This window comes from uncultured Limimaricola sp. (assembly GCF_964022235.1).
GTDB lineage: Bacteria > Pseudomonadota > Alphaproteobacteria > Rhodobacterales > Rhodobacteraceae > Limimaricola.
Genome location: NZ_CAXHZL010000001.1, coordinates 134,081 through 149,683 on the forward strand (window position 1 = coordinate 134,081; position 15,603 = coordinate 149,683).

General features: G+C 66.6%; 16 protein-coding genes. 8 read left to right on the top strand and 8 right to left on the bottom strand.

Annotation, left to right across the window (positions count from 1 at the left end; all coding sequences use genetic code 11):
- The first annotated feature begins 104 nt into the window (after positions 1-104).
- From AADJ02_RS00725 to AADJ02_RS00735, 3 genes are all read left to right on the top strand, one after another.
- On the top strand, positions 105-1,283 hold the full coding sequence (locus AADJ02_RS00725; RefSeq protein ID WP_341211397.1) for an aminotransferase class I/II-fold pyridoxal phosphate-dependent enzyme: 1,179 nt from the start codon (positions 105-107) through the stop codon (positions 1,281-1,283).
- Between the two features lie 16 nt (positions 1,284-1,299).
- Positions 1,300-4,824, top strand: a complete 3,525-nt coding sequence (locus tag AADJ02_RS00730) for a DNA translocase FtsK (RefSeq protein ID WP_341211086.1) — start codon at positions 1,300-1,302, stop codon at positions 4,822-4,824.
- Positions 4,825-5,038: 214 nt separating this feature from the next.
- Complete coding sequence (locus AADJ02_RS00735) at positions 5,039-5,644, top strand: outer membrane lipoprotein carrier protein LolA (RefSeq protein WP_341211087.1); 606 nt, start codon at positions 5,039-5,041, stop codon at positions 5,642-5,644.
- A 79-nt stretch (positions 5,645-5,723) separates the two neighbouring features.
- Here the strand turns inward: AADJ02_RS00735 and AADJ02_RS00740 are convergent, their stop codons facing one another.
- The 3 genes from AADJ02_RS00740 to AADJ02_RS00750 all read right to left on the bottom strand — a co-directional run bounded on the left by AADJ02_RS00740 (position 5,724) and on the right by AADJ02_RS00750 (position 7,883).
- A complete protein-coding gene (locus AADJ02_RS00740; RefSeq protein WP_341211088.1) occupies positions 5,724-6,206 on the bottom strand; it encodes a cupin domain-containing protein in 483 nt (160 codons plus the stop codon).
- Positions 6,207-6,340: 134 nt separating this feature from the next.
- Positions 6,341-6,925: a transglycosylase SLT domain-containing protein gene (locus tag AADJ02_RS00745; protein WP_341211089.1), complete on the bottom strand. Its 585-nt coding sequence runs from the start codon at positions 6,923-6,925 to the stop codon at positions 6,341-6,343.
- A 73-nt stretch (positions 6,926-6,998) separates the two neighbouring features.
- Positions 6,999-7,883: an AEC family transporter gene (locus AADJ02_RS00750; RefSeq protein ID WP_341211090.1), complete on the bottom strand. Its 885-nt coding sequence runs from the start codon at positions 7,881-7,883 to the stop codon at positions 6,999-7,001.
- 83 nt (positions 7,884-7,966) lie between these two features.
- Here AADJ02_RS00750 and hspQ point away from each other — a divergent pair, with 83 nt between their 5' ends.
- From hspQ to AADJ02_RS00770, 4 genes are all read left to right on the top strand, one after another.
- Positions 7,967-8,293, top strand: coding sequence for a heat shock protein HspQ (hspQ, locus tag AADJ02_RS00755; RefSeq protein WP_341211091.1), 327 nt, complete (start codon positions 7,967-7,969; stop codon positions 8,291-8,293).
- 77 nt (positions 8,294-8,370) lie between these two features.
- Positions 8,371-8,877 (top strand): GAF domain-containing protein, encoded by a 507-nt coding sequence (locus tag AADJ02_RS00760; RefSeq protein ID WP_341211092.1) that lies wholly within the window; start codon positions 8,371-8,373, stop codon positions 8,875-8,877.
- Positions 8,878-8,920: 43 nt separating this feature from the next.
- Positions 8,921-9,499, top strand: a complete 579-nt coding sequence (locus tag AADJ02_RS00765) for an XRE family transcriptional regulator (protein ID WP_341211093.1) — start codon at positions 8,921-8,923, stop codon at positions 9,497-9,499.
- Between the two features lie 61 nt (positions 9,500-9,560).
- Positions 9,561-10,184 carry an RluA family pseudouridine synthase gene (locus tag AADJ02_RS00770; RefSeq protein ID WP_341211398.1) on the top strand — a complete coding sequence of 208 codons (624 nt, stop codon included), beginning with the start codon at positions 9,561-9,563 and terminating at the stop codon, positions 10,182-10,184.
- On the opposite strand, the gene AADJ02_RS00775 is transcribed toward AADJ02_RS00770, so the two are convergent.
- The 3 genes from AADJ02_RS00775 to AADJ02_RS00785 form a co-directional block, all read right to left on the bottom strand.
- A complete protein-coding gene (locus AADJ02_RS00775) occupies positions 10,181-10,774 on the bottom strand; it encodes an alpha/beta hydrolase (RefSeq protein WP_341211094.1) in 594 nt (197 codons plus the stop codon). The two genes, AADJ02_RS00770 and AADJ02_RS00775, sit on opposite strands and share 4 nt — an antisense overlap.
- The gene (locus AADJ02_RS00780) at positions 10,771-11,709 is read right to left on the bottom strand and encodes a ring-cleaving dioxygenase (protein WP_341211095.1); all 939 of its coding nucleotides are present in this window, start codon (positions 11,707-11,709) and stop codon (positions 10,771-10,773) included. Before AADJ02_RS00780 ends, AADJ02_RS00775 begins: the two co-directional genes overlap by 4 nt.
- 174 nt (positions 11,710-11,883) lie before the next feature.
- Complete coding sequence (locus AADJ02_RS00785) at positions 11,884-13,332, bottom strand: aldehyde dehydrogenase family protein (RefSeq protein WP_341211096.1); 1,449 nt, start codon at positions 13,330-13,332, stop codon at positions 11,884-11,886.
- 117 nt (positions 13,333-13,449) lie between these two features.
- Between AADJ02_RS00785 and AADJ02_RS00790 the strand changes: the two genes are divergently transcribed.
- Positions 13,450-14,103: a peroxiredoxin gene (locus tag AADJ02_RS00790; RefSeq protein ID WP_341211097.1), complete on the top strand. Its 654-nt coding sequence runs from the start codon at positions 13,450-13,452 to the stop codon at positions 14,101-14,103.
- A gap of 48 nt (positions 14,104-14,151) precedes the next feature.
- Here AADJ02_RS00790 and AADJ02_RS00795 read toward each other — a convergent pair whose 3' ends face one another.
- Positions 14,152-14,715 carry a L,D-transpeptidase gene (locus tag AADJ02_RS00795; protein ID WP_341211098.1) on the bottom strand — a complete coding sequence of 188 codons (564 nt, stop codon included), beginning with the start codon at positions 14,713-14,715 and terminating at the stop codon, positions 14,152-14,154.
- A gap of 143 nt (positions 14,716-14,858) precedes the next feature.
- Entirely contained in the window at positions 14,859-15,515 is a 657-nt protein-coding gene (locus AADJ02_RS00800) for a hypothetical protein (protein ID WP_341211099.1), read from the bottom strand.
- Positions 15,516-15,603 lie beyond the last annotated feature (88 nt).

Genomic DNA, 15,603 nt, shown 5'->3' on the forward strand with positions numbered 1-15,603 from the left:
CACATGAGGGGCGGGGAGGGGGCGAATGCTGGACATCGTGCTGCCCGGGCGGGTAGTTTCGTGCCAAGAGGGGCACTGGCATGACCCCCGTTCATGAGGCAGCAATGGATTTCCCCGATCGGTTCTCGGACCTACCGGACTATGCGTTTCCGCGTCTGCGGAGCCTGCTTGATTCGCACAAGCCGGGCGGCGCGCCGCTTGCCATGACCATCGGCGAGCCGCAGCACCCCTATCCCGACTGGGTCGGCCCGACCATCGCCGCGGCTGCGGCGGGCTTTGGCAAATATCCCGTGAACGAAGGCTCGGAGATGCTTCTGGGCGCGATCTCGGGCTGGATTTCGCGCCGCTATGGCATCGCCGTGTCGCCCGACCGCCTGCTGGCGCTCAACGGCACGCGCGAAGGTCTCTACAACGCCGCCATGGCGCTGTGCCCCGAGGCCAAGGCCGGGCAGCGCCCCTTGGTGCTGATCCCCAACCCCTTCTATCAGGTCTATGCCGTGGCCGCGCTCTCGGTCGGGGCGGAGCCGCGATACCTGCCCGCCACCTCGGCCACGGGCTTTCTGCCCGATCTCGATGCGATCGCGCCCGAGACGCTGGACGGCGCGGCGATCTTCTACCTTTGCTCGCCCTCGAACCCGCAGGGCGCCGTAGCGTCCGAGAGCTATCTCAAGCGTTTGATGGAGCTGGCCGAGCGCCATGATTTCCGCGTCTTTGCCGACGAATGCTACTCCGAGATCTGGCGCGACACCCCGCCGCCGGGCGCTCTGGCCGTGGCCAAGGCCATGGGGGCCGACCCCGAGCGGCTGGTGGTGTTCAACTCGCTGTCCAAGCGCTCGAACCTGCCTGGCCTGCGCGCGGGCTTTGCCGCGGGCGGCCCCGAATCGATCCGCCGGATGCGCCAGCTCAGGAACTATGCCGGAGCACCGCTGCCGCTGCCCTTGCAGGCGGTGGCCGGCAAGGCGTGGTCGGACGAGGACCACGTGGTGGAGAATCGCGCGCTCTATGCCGCGAAATACGACATCGCCGACGCGGTGTTGGGCGATGTGCCGGGCTACGCCGCCCCGGAGGCCGGGTTCTTCCTGTGGCTTCCGGTCGAGGACGGCGAGGCGGCGGCGCTGAGACTGTGGCGCGAGACGGGGGTGCGGGTGCTTCCCGGTGCCTATCTGGGGCGCGACGTGAACGGAGAAAATCCCGGCAAGGGATATGTCAGGGTCGCCATGGTGGCCCCGGCGGATGAGATGCAGCGCGGGTTGGAGACACTCCGCGCCTGCCTCTACGACTGACGAGAGGACGAGCGACATGGCGTATCAGACGAGGGGGCGCGAGCCCCTGCTCGACAGCAACACGCAGGCGGCGCTGGAAAAGCGCGGCAAGGAGCTGCTCGGTCTCGCGCTGATCGCCATCGGGCTGATGATCGCGATGATGATCGGCTCCTATTCTCCGGACGATCCCAACTGGATGCTGGCCTCCGACGCGCCGGTGCAGAACTGGCTCGGGCGCTTCGGCGCTTCGCTGGCGCAGCCCATCGTGATGATCGTCGGACGCGGCGCGTGGATGCTGCCTTTGGTGTTCCTCTTGTGGGGCACGCGGCTGACGCTGCACCGTGGCGAAGAGCGGGCGATGTCGCGGCTGACCTTCGCGCCGATCGTCGTGGCGCTGGCCTCGGTCTTTGCCGCGACGCTGACGCCGCCCGACGGCTGGAGCCACAACTTCGGCCTCGGTGGTCTGTTTGGCGACACGGTGCTGGGGCTGTTGCTCACGGTGCTGCCCTTCGGGGCAGGGTTTGGCGTGAACCTGCTGGCGCTGCTTCTGGGGGCGGGCACGCTTGCCGCCGGGGCTTTTGTCACCGGTTTTACGCGCGAGGAGACGCAAGGGCTGTGGCGGCTCCTGCTGCTGGGACTGGTGTTGGCCTATGCGCTCGGCCTGCGGCTGATGGGGCGCGGGGCCACGGTGTCGATGCGTGCCGCCGAGGTGCTGCGTGGACGCATTGGCGACGAGATCGAGGCCCGGCGCGAGCAGATGCGCCGTGATGCCGCCGTCGCCGCCGAGGAAGAGGCCGCCGCCCGCGCCGTGCCCGAGCCGAGCCAGACACAGCGCGTTTCGGCGGTGGTGCGCGCCCATGCGGCCAAGCGTATGGCCACGACGAGCGTCGAGGCAGCGCCCGGACCCCACGCCCCCGCCGTAACCGACGAGGCCGACGGCTGGGACGAGGAGGCGTTGATCGAGGGGCCCACCGCGCCGCGCATGCCGCCCGCGATCAGCCGTGTGATGCCCCGCGCCCAAACGGCGATGCCCGCGCGTGCGCCGGTGCCGCCCGCGCCGCCGCTCGAGAGCTGGGACGCGCAGGACGAGGGTGCGTTCGAGGAGCCGGCAGCGCCCGCGCGCCGTCTGCCGCCCGCACCGCCGGGCACGCTTGCCGCGCCGCCGCGTCCGCAGCGCAGCGACGAGCCAGCGGGCGGGCTGCTGTCGCGCATGCCGCAGCTGCTGCGCCGTGGTGAGGCCCGCGAGACGCCCGCCACCGAGCCGGTCGAGCCGCCGCTGACCGCTGCGCCGCGCGGAGGCGACGATGATCGCATTCGTTCGCGCATCTCCGACGCGATCCGGGCGCGCACCGGTCAGACGAGCATGCCGCCATTCCAGAACGGGCGGATCGAACCGGCGCTGACGCGGGGCCGTGGCCCGCAACCTCTCGTAATCACCAACAGCCCGCGCGCCGCCGCGAGCGCGGCGGCAGGCGCCGGTCTGGCCGCCGTGGCCCATGCGATCGCCGCGCCCGCGCGTGCCGCACAGGCCGCCGCCGCCGCACCGGCAGCCCCACGGGTCGAGCCGCCGCTGGCGCGCCGGGCCGCCGACCCGGACATCTTCGGTGTGACGCCTGAGCCCGAGGCCGAGCTGCTCGAGACCGATGGATACGAGACGCCATCCGATGACGCGTCGGCGGGATGGGACGCAGGCTGGTCGCAGGACCGCACCGACCAGGGGGATGCGCGCGAGGCCGAAGACAGCACCGCCGACGGGGCCATCGACGACATCGACGATTTCGCCGCCGATCCTGAACCCGTGCCTGAGGCGGCCCCCGTGGTGCCGCGCGCCGCCGAACCGCCGCTGGCGGCGCGGCGCGAGTCTGTAGCGCCGGCCGCAAGCCCCGCGCTGTCCGCGCAGCGGGCCGCCCCGGCGGCGCCCACCGTCGCCGCACGCACGATGGGGCCGGCCGCCGAGATCGCCCGCGCCGCGCCGCAGCCCGCCCCGGTGCCGCCGCCCAGCCAGCCCGCCGCGCCGCAGGTGGCCTATCCCGACTATGAATACCCGCCGCTTGATCTGCTGATGGATCCTTCGGCCATCGAACGGCACCATCTGCCGGACGCGCAGCTCGAGGAAAACGCACGCATGCTCGAAAGCGTGCTCGAGGATTACGGCGTGAAGGGCGAGATCGTCTCTGTCCGCCCCGGACCCGTGGTCACCATGTACGAGCTTGAGCCCGCGCCGGGCCTCAAAGCCAGCCGCGTCATCGGTCTGGCTGACGACATCGCGCGCTCGATGTCCGCGCTATCGGCGCGGGTCTCGACCGTGCCGGGCCGCTCGGTCATCGGCATCGAACTGCCCAACATCAAGCGCGAGATGGTGGCCCTGCGCGAGATCCTCACCGCGCGCGACTATGGCGACAACCAGATGAAGCTGCCGCTGGCTTTGGGCAAGGACATCGGCGGTGAGCCGGTGATCGCCAACCTCGCCAAGATGCCACACCTGCTGATCGCGGGCACCACCGGATCGGGCAAGTCGGTCGCGATCAACACGATGATCCTGTCGCTGCTCTACAAGCTCTCGCCCGAGGAATGCCGGTTGATCATGATCGACCCAAAGATGCTGGAACTCAGCGTCTATGACGGCATCCCGCATCTGCTGTCGCCGGTTGTCACCGACCCCAAGAAGGCGGTCGTTGCCCTGAAATGGGTCGTGGGCGAGATGGAGGAGCGCTACCGCAAGATGTCGAAGATGGGCGTGCGCAACATCGACGGCTACAACGGCCGGGTGAAGGACGCGCTGTCCAAGGGCGAGATGTTCTCGCGCACGGTGCAGACCGGCTTTGACGAGGAGACCGGCGATCCGATCTTCGAGACCGACGAGTTCCAGCCCGAGGTGCTGCCCTATATCGTCGTCATCGTCGACGAGATGGCCGACCTGATGATGGTTGCGGGCAAGGAGATCGAGGCCTGCATCCAGCGCCTCGCGCAGATGGCGCGGGCCTCCGGCATCCACCTGATCATGGCGACGCAGCGGCCGTCCGTGGATGTCATCACCGGCACCATCAAGGCCAACTTCCCGACCCGGATCTCCTTCTCGGTCACCTCGAAGATCGACAGCCGCACGATCCTTGGCGAACAAGGCGCCGAGCAGCTTCTGGGCATGGGCGACATGCTCTACATGGCCGGCGGCTCCAAGATCACCCGCGTGCACGGGCCGTTCTGCTCGGACGAGGAAGTCGAGGAGATCGTGACCTACCTCAAGGGCTTCGGCCCGCCCGATTACGTCGGCGGCGTGGTCGAGGGCCCGGACGAGGACAAGAGCTCGGACATCGACGCGGTGCTAGGCCTCGCGGGCGGCGGCTCTTCGACGGGCGGTTCGGACAGCGAGGACGCGCTCTACGATCAGGCGGTGCAGATCGTCGCGCGGGACCGCAAATGCTCGACCTCTTACATCCAGCGCAAGCTCGCCATCGGCTACAACAAAGCCGCGCGCCTCGTGGAGCAGATGGAGGATCAGGGCGTGGTGTCGGCGGCGAACCATGTCGGCAAGCGCGAAGTGCTGGTGCCCGAAGTGCACTGACATCGGCGCGAGCCCCCCGTGATCATGGGAAGGCTCCAGATATATCAATCAGTTAAGCCCCCTACCCCGCCGGGTGGGGGGCTTTTTCGTGGCTCGGTCATCGGCTGGCGAAGCGCGCGATATCGCCTAGCGGCGGACATTCGGGCAGACCGGACCTATATCGAGGACCAAGACGCCCCACGATCGGGGCCACGACATGAAGGACCACGAGAGCATGACCATGATCCGACGCAGCTTTCTTGCCTCTCTCGCCGCCGCCTCTCTGGCGGTCGCCGCCGGGCCAGCCTTTGCGCGCCAGCTTTCGCTGAGCGAGATTTCGGGCTATCTCAACCAGCTTCAGTCCGCGACCTCGGGCTTTACCCAGATCAACGGCGACGGCTCGATCCAGACCGGCACGATGTACATCAAGCGTCCGGGCCGGATCCGCTTCGAGTATGCGGGCGACAAATCCATGATGATCGCCGGTGGCGGTCAGGTGGCGGTGTTCGACGCACGCTCCAACGCCGGACCCGAGCGCTATCCGCTGAACCAGACGCCGCTCAACATCATTCTCGAGCGCAACGTCGACCTTGGGCGGGCCGGCATGGTGACGGGCCACACCTCCGACGGCACCAAGACCACAGTGACGGCGCAGGACCCGGCGCATCCCGACTACGGCTCGATCCAGATGGTGTTCACCTCCGACCCGGTGGAACTGCGCCAGTGGATCGTCACCGACAACGCCGGGCAGAAGACCACGGTAGTGGTGAATGACCTCGTTCCCGGTGCCGGGATCTCGGATTCGAAGTTCAACATCCGCTCCGAGATGTCGAAGTGGTGATCCACTTTCCGGTGTAATCAGGGGGGCCATCGGCAACATGCCGGTGGCCCCTTTTGCTTTGGCTTGCCCCAGGCTCGCGCTACTGGTTCCTCGGGTCGTCGGCCGGGTCGAGATAGCTGACCTCGAACGGCCCCTCGCTGTGGATCTGGATCACCGTTTCACCCTGCGCCTCGGCCCTGTGCGGATGACCGGCCGGGATCATGATGAAACCGCCCGCGGCGATGTCCTGCGTCTCGGCACTGGCGGGGTCTTCGCCATGCGCAAACAGGATGGTGCCGGAGATCACCGTCACGTTCTCGGTCGTCGGATGGGTATGGGGTGGCACGCTGTAGCCATCGGGAAAGCGCAGCCGCACCACGAAGGCACCCCCTTCCATCGGATTGCCGCTCAGAACCGCGAGTTCGGCGCCCTCGGGCAGGGTGGGCGGACCCGCGCCCCATTCCATCATATTGGGCGGCATCGGCTGCGCCATGTCGTCCTGCGCCCACGCGAAGGTGGCGCTCAGCGCGACGAGAAGGGCGAGGGCCGTGCCGCTGCATTCACGAAAAACCTGTCGGGACATGTCGAAATACTCCCACTGTCGACCGCCATGCGGTCCGGGCCAACAGGGTGCGCCGCTCGTGCCCCGATGCCCAGCAGATCGTTGGGCTAGGGTCGCAACGAGAAAGGGCGGTCCCGAGGACCGCCCTTCATGACTCAGCGCTTGCCGCAGGCGCGCAGCTGGCTGTCGTAGAGCAGGGTCCGGCGGGCCAGTGCGTCCGACACGTTGATCAGCCACCCCTTGGATTTCCAGGTGCCGCGCCGATAGCCCGCGCGACCGTCGTGATAGGCGAGGTACTGGTTGCGCGTGTCGTAAAGCGGGATCCCCAACTCGCGCGTGGTGCCGGTCATGTACCAACCCATGAAGTTGGTCGCATGGCCGATGTCGTCGCGCTTGTGGCGGGAGCCGCCCTCCTGCTGCATGTACTCGTCCCAAGTGCCGTCGAGCGCTTGGCTGTAACCATAGGCCGAGGACTGACGGCCCACGGGGATCACTCCGAGCTTCCACTGGAACGGCGTGCGCGCGTTGCCGATGAATTTGCTCTCTTGGTAGATGATCGCCATCTGCACCGGGACCGGAACGCCCCATTTGCGCTCGGTCGCCTTGAAGGCACGGAGATAGTCGGGATGCTGGCGCACGATGCTGCAGGCGTCGTCCAACTCGCGCGGCGCGGCAAAATCGCGTGGGCCGCAACCGGCCAGGACGGCCAACAGAATCATGGCGCGAAAGAGTCTGCTCATCTGCCCCTCGCAAGCGTTCGTTTTTTTTTGAGCCTAACCGAAGCCGGCAGGCGGCGAAACAGGGGAGGTAGCCCTAGACGATCACGATTGCCAATATGAGCGGCAAAGCGATCACTGAGAGCAGCGTCGAGGTGACCACGAGCCCCGCCACCGCCTGCGCATCCGAGCCGTATTTTTCGGCCAAGAGGTAGGAGGTGACCGCCACCGGGGTCGAGATCTGCAGCACCAGCACCGCGAAAGCCACGGAAGGCAGGCCGAACCACAGGCCGAGAGCCACCGCGACGCCCGCGCATAGCGCGATCTTGGCGGCCGAAAGCAAGGTCGAGAGCGCCAGCGTGCCGGGCCGAAGGCGCGCCACCGCCACGCCCAGCGTTATCAGCATCAGCGGAATCGCCATCTGGCCCGTCAGCTCCAGCGTGTTGGTCACGACCTGCGGTGTCCGCCAGCCCTGCCACAGGAACAGCGCGCCCAGCACCGTGCCCCAGACCAGTGGTTCGCGCAGCACCCGGCCCAACGAACCGCGCCCGGCCACCAGCCAGATCCCGAAGGTGAACGAGCCGATCGCCATCACCGCGAAGACCACCACCGCGTAGCCCAGACCTTCTTGACCGAAGGCGAACAGCGCCAAAGGCAGGCCGACGTTGCCGGTGTTGCCGAAAATGAGCGGCGCAAGGTAGGTGGGCACGTCGAGCCGCAGGACCATGACCACCGCCGCGAAGATGGCCGCCAGAACCGCGTAGCTCGCGAAGGCGGCGAGCGAGAGGGTGGCCAGCGCCGAGGGGTCGATCTCGGTCTGCATCAAGGCCACGAAAATCAAACAGGGCACCGAGATGGTCATCGCCATGCGGCTGACGAAGGGCACGTCATACGCCAGCCCCAGCCGTACCCAGACAAAACCGATCAGCGCGAGAGCAAAGACCGGCGCGGTGATCTCCAGCACTGTCAGGATCAGGTTCACGGACTGTTTCTCCCCTACTTGACCACCTCGCATGGACCTGTGAGGGGCTTTGCGGGTAATACTGGTGGAAAGGACGGTCTGCCATGCTGAAGTCGCGCGCGAAATATTCTCTGGGACAGGTGGTACGCCATCGCAAGCATCCGTTCCGCGGTGTCGTGTTCGACGTGGATGCGATCTTTTCGAATTCCGAGGAATGGTATCTCGCGATCCCCGAGGACAGCCGTCCCGCCAAGGGTCAGCCCTACTACCACCTGCTCGCCGAGAATGCGCAGAGCTACTACGTCGCCTATGTAAGCGAGCAGAACCTCGTTGCCGATTACTCCGGTGAACCGGTCGATCACCCCGATCTCGACGATCTTTTCGGACCTTTCGAGGATGGTCATTATCCGCTGCAGGTCGATCTGAACTGACCCTATGCTTCCGATAGGTTGCGCGATGTGATCCCGCCGGTGCAGTGTTCTGTATTGACGCGATGCGGAGCCAACCCATGACGATGACGATGCCATTTGACGAATTGCGCGATCGCATCCTTGCCCTGACCGAGGGTGAGACCGACGAGATCGCCCTCATGGCGACGATCGTCTGCGAATTGCACCATGCCGACGACCGCTTCGATTGGACCGGCTTTTACCGGGTGACCGAACCCGGCCTTCTCAAGATCGGCCCCTATCAGGGCGGGCACGGTTGCCTGACCATTCCGTTCGAGCGGGGGGTCTGCGGCGCCGCCGCGCGCACCGGCACCACCCAGATCGTGGCGGATGTCGACGCTTTTCCCGGCCATATCGCCTGCGCCGCTTCGACCCGTTCCGAGCTGGTGATTCCCCTGCGGGACGCGTCCGGTCAGGTATTCGCGGTGTTCGACATCGATAGTGATCAACCGGAGGCATTTGATGCAAAAGACGCCGAACGGCTCGAATCGCTGCTCGAAACTGTGTTCTCCGCGCAATCTGAGGTTGAAATTGGGCGAATTGGTTTGCCAAGCAATCCTTCGTGAGCCACATGTTGGCGGTGGCCTGTACTAAAAGACAGGTTTGTTTATGAGTGACGCCTCGCCTCAGTGCGGCAGTTTAGGGCAGGACCTGCGCCGCTTGCGGATTTCGCGGGGCCTGAGGATCGCAGATCTCGCGGCCCTCGTGAACCGCTCCACCGGCTGGATCAGCCAGGTGGAGCGGGACCGCTCTCAACCCGGCTACGCAGATCTCGCGGCCCTCGCGCGTGCTTTCGACATGCCGATCTCGCAGTTGTTCCGACAAGGTGTTCAGGCCGGCGCGGAGACACGCGACGTGCTGCGTCGCAGGCAACGGCGTGAAATCACGGGCGACAATACCGGCGCATTGGATGATTTGCTGGTGCCGGTCATCGGCGGGATCGAGTTCTATCGCAGCGTCCTGCTCGCGCAATCCGCCTCCGAACTTCCCGGGCGGAAAGGCAGGCTCGAGATGGGGACCGTGCTCGAAGGCGAGTTCGAGATTTGGATCGGTGGACGGCATCACGTGGTCGGGGCAGGCGACAGTTTCTGGTCTCGCGGGGAGCCGCTGTCTTGGCTCAATCCGCATGATACCCCTTGCGTGGTGATCTGGGTGGTGGCACCGCTGCCCCATGACCCCGACGCCTGACACCCCGCCAGAGCCCGACCCGGACCGCGCGCCCGACTTCGGCACCGCCTATGACCCGCCGATGGACCCGCTCGAGGTGATCCACGAGGACCACGAGGTGCTGATCCTGTGCAAACCGGCGGGGCTGTTGTCCGTGCCGGGCAAGGGCGAACACCTGTCGGATTGCCTGCTGGCCCGCGCGCAGGAGGCTTATCCGATGGCGCTTTTGGTGCATCGGCTCGATCGGGACACTTCGGGCGTCATGGTCTTTGCCCTGACGCCGCATGCCCAGCGCCACCTCGGGCTGCAGTTCGAGAAGCGCCAGACCAAGAAGACCTATGTGGCGCGGGTGCAGGGACGTCTGGAGCCCGCGACAGGTACCGTCGATCTGCCGCTGATCGTCGACTGGCCGAACCGTCCGCGCCAGATGGTGGATCACGAGAACGGGCGGCAGGCGGTGACCGACTGGCGCGTGCTGCGTGCCAGCGATGCCGAAAGCCGGGTGCGGCTCAGCCCGAAGACCGGTCGTAGCCATCAGCTGCGCGTGCACATGCTGGCCCTCGGGCACCCCATCTTGGGCGATCCGTTCTATGCCGAAGGCGAGGCGCGGGATCACCCGCGCCTGATGTTGCACTCCGAGACGCTGCAATTTCGTCACCCCGACGGCGGGCGCGGCATGCGCTTTACCGCCAAGGCGCCGTTCTAGGCGAAGAAGGCCTTCAACGCGTCGAACTCCATGGGCCGGATCTCATGGCCGCTGGGGTGCCAGGCTTGGGTGACCCGCGCGCCTTGCGCCTCCAGATAGGCAATGAAGGCCCGGGTCTGCGGCTCAGGGCATATCGGGTCGCGCTCGCCCGCGGTGACGAGGATGCGCCGACCCGCCAGCCCCGGCTGCGGGGCCTGGGTCCAGGGGATCAGCGGGTGAAGCAGCACCATCTCGTCAAAGACGTCGGGCCGCTCCAGTGCCATGGCGGCGAGGATGTTCGCCCCGTTGGAATAGCCGATGCCGACGATGCGCTTGGAGCCGGTGCGGGCGATCTCGGCCTCGATGAAGCGGATCAGCTCGTCGCGCCGCCGCGCGAGGTCGTCCATGTCGTAGACGCCCTCGGCGCTGCGACGGAAGTAACGCAGCGCACCGCCCTCGTTCACCTCGCCGCGCGGCGAGACGACATGCGCGCCCCGGATCAGCTGCGTTCCGAGGCGGTGGAACTGGTGCTCGTCACCCCCCGTGCCGTGGAAGGTGAACACCATCGGCGCGCCAGGTTGGCCTTGAGTGCGGGCGGCATGGTAGTTCATGCGCCGTCACCAAGAGGCTCTAGCCGACGTTCCAGATCGGCGCGCAGGTGCTCGTGCTGCGACGGCAGCTTCAGCGCCTCGCCCAGATGCGCACGATCCTCGTCGCGGTCAAAGCCCGGCTCGTTCGTCGCCACCTCGAACAGTACGCCGCCGGGGCTGCGGAAGTAGATGGCATAGAAATAGTCGCGGTCGATCTGAGGTGTGGTGGGCCAGCCGTTCTCGGCCAGCTTCTTGGCCACCTCGGCCTGCGCCGCGCGGTTTTCGACCGCAAAGGCGATGTGATGCACCGAGCCCGCGCCTTGGGCCGCGCGCGGGGCCGCGGGGTCGACCCGGATGTCTATGGTGTGCGCCGGGTTGCCACCCGCGATCTCGTAGCGGGTCACGGCGCCCTCGCGGGCCGCCTCGCGGTAGCCCATGAACTGGAGCAGCTCCACCGTCGCGGCTTTGTCGCGCAGCAGCATCTCGATGGAATGAAAGCCCCGGATCGCGATGTCTCGGGCCACGCCGCCGCCGGTCCAAGGCGCGCGGTCGTCGCCCTTGGCTTCGATGAGCGCCAGACGCTCGCCGTCCGGTCCGTCGAACAGCACGCGCGGCGCACCGAAGACGGTGTCGCGGGTAAGGCCATCGACATGGCGTTCGCGCAGGCGGTTCTCCCAAGCCTCGGCGGCCCCTTCGGGGATGGCGAAAGAGGTGATCGCCACCTCACCCGCGCCGCGACGGCCCCGGCCCGCTTGCGGAAAGGGGAAATAGGTCATCACCGTGCCCGGCGTGCCGATCTCGTCCGCGTAATAGAGGTGATAGACGTCCGGCGCGTCGAAGTTCACCGTCTTCTTGACCCGGCGCAGCCCTAGGGTGTCGGTGAAGAAGGCATTGTTGGCGCGGGCCCCCGATGCCATCGAGGTGACGTGGTGCAGGCCCCGGATCTGGTTCAACATGGCTTGGCTCCTATGGTGCTATTTCACAAGATAGCGCGCCCGCGCCCGCGCACTATCCCCGGCGCAAGCGCGAAGATCGTGCAGGGCCGCACAGCACGGATCTTGCGCCCGGTGGACCCCAAGGGGCTCGCGGAGAGGGGCGGGACGCAACAGGGCGTGCGTCCCGCGTCGGTCTCATTCGGCGGCGTCGAGTCCCCAGCCGGAGATCGCCTTCACCTCGAGGAACTCCTCGATGCCCCAGATGCCCCCCTCGCGCGCGCGGCCCGACTGGCCCACGCCGCCGAAGGGTGCGCCAGCACCTCGCGATTTGCCGTTCATCTCGACCATGCCCGAATGCAGGGCAAGGGCGAGCCGGTTGCGCCGCGCTGGGTCGGTGGACTGTACGTAGTTGGTCAGGCCGTAAGGCGTGTCATTGGCGATCTCGATCGCCTGCGCCTCGTCCTCGAACGGCATGATCGACAGAACGGGGCCAAAGATCTCCTCGTTCGCGATGGTCATGTCGCGGGTCACGTCGGCAAAGACCGTTGGCCGCACGAAGAAGCCACGATTGACGCCTTCGGGCAGGCCGGGGCCACCCGCGACGAGGCGCGCGCCCTCCTTGATGCCGGTCTCGATCAAGCCCTGCACCTTGTCCCACTGCGCCTTGTTGACGAGTGGGCCGATGTGGCGACCGGGCTGGCTTGCCGGGCCGACGGCGGTCTCCTGCGCAGTGCGGGCGGCGATCTCGACCGCCTCGTCATAAAAGCCGCGCTCGACCAGCATCCGGGTGGGCGCATTGCATGACTGGCCGGTGTTTTGCATGCAGTGCCGCACGCCGCGCACCACCGCGTCTTTGCCCGCGTCCGCAAAGACGAGGTTCGCGCCCTTGCCGCCAAGCTCCAGCGTCACCCGCTTGAGGGTTTCGGCGGCGGCCTTGGAAATGGCGCGGCCCGCGCGGGTCGAGCCGGTGAAGGAGATCATCTGCACGTCCGCGTGGGTCGACAGCTGCGTGCCGACGCCCGCGCCATCGCCGTTGACGAGGTTGAACACCCCCGGCGGCACACCGGCCGCGTCGAGCATCTCGGCGAAGACGATGGACGACAGCGGTGCCTCCTCGGAGGGCTTGAGCACCACGGTGCAACCCGCGAGCAGCGCCGGGATCACCTTGAGCGTGACCTGGTTCATCGGCCAGTTCCATGGCGTGATCAGGCCCACCACGCCGATCGGCTCGAGCGAGATCATCGTGTCGGGGGCATGCGCGCCCAGGGGGCGCAGCCATTCGACCTCGTCGAAGGCGCGCAGGAAGTTCTTGAGATGCCAGGGCAGGGCGGTCGCCTGGCTGGAGCGGGCAAAGTCGATCGGTGCGCCCATCTCGAGGCTCATAGCCTGGGCCAGATCCTCCTCGCGCGCTTCATATTGCTTCAGGATGCGCTCGACCAAAGCGCGTCGCTCGGCGGGGGGCGTCGCGCGCCAGCCGGGGCCCGCGTGTTTTGCGGCGGCGACAGCGGCGTCGGTATCGGCCTGATCGCCCAGCGAAATCACCGCGCAGGCCTCCTCGGTCGAAGGATCGATGACGGCGCAGTCGCGGGCCGCCGCAGGCGCACGCCATTGGCCGTCGATGTAAAAGTCGCGTTTCTCGATCATGGGATCTCCTCCGTATCGCGGCGCAGAGTGTCACCGCCCCGGTTGCCCCGCAAGCTATGGCGAGCGGAGGGCAGGCTTCCTATGTAGGCCGGGTAAACAGTGAAATTGGAGGCGAACATGGCCCTGCGCATCAATGACGAGATCCCGAACCTCACCGTGACCACGGATCAGGGCAGCTTTGCGCTGCACGACTGGATCGGCGACGACTGGGCGATCATTTTCAGCCACCCCAAGGATTTCACGCCCGTCTGCACCACCGAGTTCGGGGCCGTGGCCCGACTCGATGCCGAGTGGAAGAAGCGCGGCACCAAGGTGCTGGGCGTCTCCGTGGACGGCGTGGAGGAGCACAAACGCTGGAAGAAGGACATCGAGACCGCCGGTGGCGCCGCGCCGCAGTTCCCGATCATCGCGGATGACGGGCTGGAGATCTCCAAGGCCTTCGACATGCTGCCCGCCGAGGCCTATCTCCCCGATGGCCGCACCCCCAACGACAGCGCCACCGTGCGCGCGGTGTTCATCATCGGCCCTGACAAAATGCTCAAGCTGTCGATGACTTATCCGATGACGGTGGGTCGCAACTTTGGCGAGGTGCTGCGCGCGCTCGACGCGCTGCAGCTCTCGACCGGCAAGGGTGTGGCGACACCCGCCGACTGGCAGGTGGGTCAGGACGTGGTGATTCCGGCTACGCTCTCGGACGAGGACGCCAAGGCCAAGTTCGGCGAGTTCGAGACCGTGCTGCCCTATCTGCGGATGACCAAGGCCCCACAGTAAGGCCGCCAAGGTGACCGAGGGCGCCCCGTCGAGGGCGCCCTTTGCGTGTCAGGCGACCACTACGGTCGTGCCGACCGGCACGCGGGCATAGAGATCCTCGACATGCTCGTTGATCAGCCGCACACAGCCCGAGGAGAATTTGCGCCCCATGGTCCAGGGCTGGGGGGTGCCGTGGATCCGGTAATACGTGTCGCGCCCGTTCTGATAGAGGTAGAGCGCGCGCGAACCCAATGGATTGCGCGCGTGTCCGCCCGGCAGACCGCCGGAGTAGGGGCCATAAACGGCCGGTTCCTGGCGGATCATGTTGGCGGTGGGGGTCCAGGATGGCCACTCGGCCTTGCGCGCCACCTGCGCCGTGCCCGCGAAATTGCGCCCCGCCGCGCCGAGGGCCACGACATAGCGGATCGCGCGCCCTTCGCCCAAGGTCCAGTAGAGCTTGTTCTGGGCGATGCGCACATGGACCTGCCCCGCGGGCAGAGCCTTGTTCACGCTGATCTCGGTAGGAAGCCATTCGCGCGGGATCGTGACCACACGTGGGGGGGCCGCCAGCACCGGGCCGGTTGTCACCGTCGCGGCCGCGGCCGCGAGTACGCCTCGTCTCGTCAGTTTCATGCCTGCTCCTGTCCGGGCTCTTTGGCCCGTTCTGCCTCTCGACCCGAACAGGTTAACACCGATTCGCCTCCACGGGGTTAATCCAAAGGTACGAAAAAGGGCGGCCCGACCGGACCGCCCTCACGTCATGCCTCGCCAGAGCCTTAGAAGCGGTAGCTGACACCGAGCGACAGCCATGGATAGACGGCCAGCATGTCGCCCATTTCCTGAGCGTCGGCTTCCATCTCTCGCAGATCTTCCTGAAACTCCTGATCGACGGTCGGATCTCCGCTCGTGCCCTCAAGCGTGACATTGACGCCGCCGATGCCGATAAGGCCGATTTCGCTTTCGAAACCCCAACCACGTTCGCCGCCGGTGACATAGCCGATCGCCAGCATGGGAGCGATCTCTTCCTCGAAGCGCAAGGAGCCGTCGATGCGCGCGTCATCGTAGCTCATGCCGTCTTCGGCCGTGAAGCCCTGGCCGCTGCCGTCGAGGCTGCTGTTCGAGAAGAACAGGCCGCCCGAAACCCGAAAGCCGCCGGCATAGGGGTAGTAGTCGGCCAGAGCCGCGACACCGCCGAAGTTGCCATCGAAGGTGATGTCGCTGCCGGTCTCTTCACCATCGTCTTCGTATTCGAAGCTGGGAAAGCCGGTGACGAGACCGCGCAGGCGTAGCTTGGGCATCACCTCGTAGGAGGCGGAGGCATAGGCGCCGAAGCTTGAAAGGCCGAACCCAACGGCAGCACCGTCGATATCCTGTGCGGATGCGGTGCCCGCGAGGAGAAAAAGAGCGCTGCTCAGGGTGATGGAACGAAGCATTAGGGAGAAATCCTTGTCGCTGGAATGCTCGCCCTTCTGATCCGTGCAAAGATGGAGGTTCAACCTTTAGGCGTATTGACCTAAAATT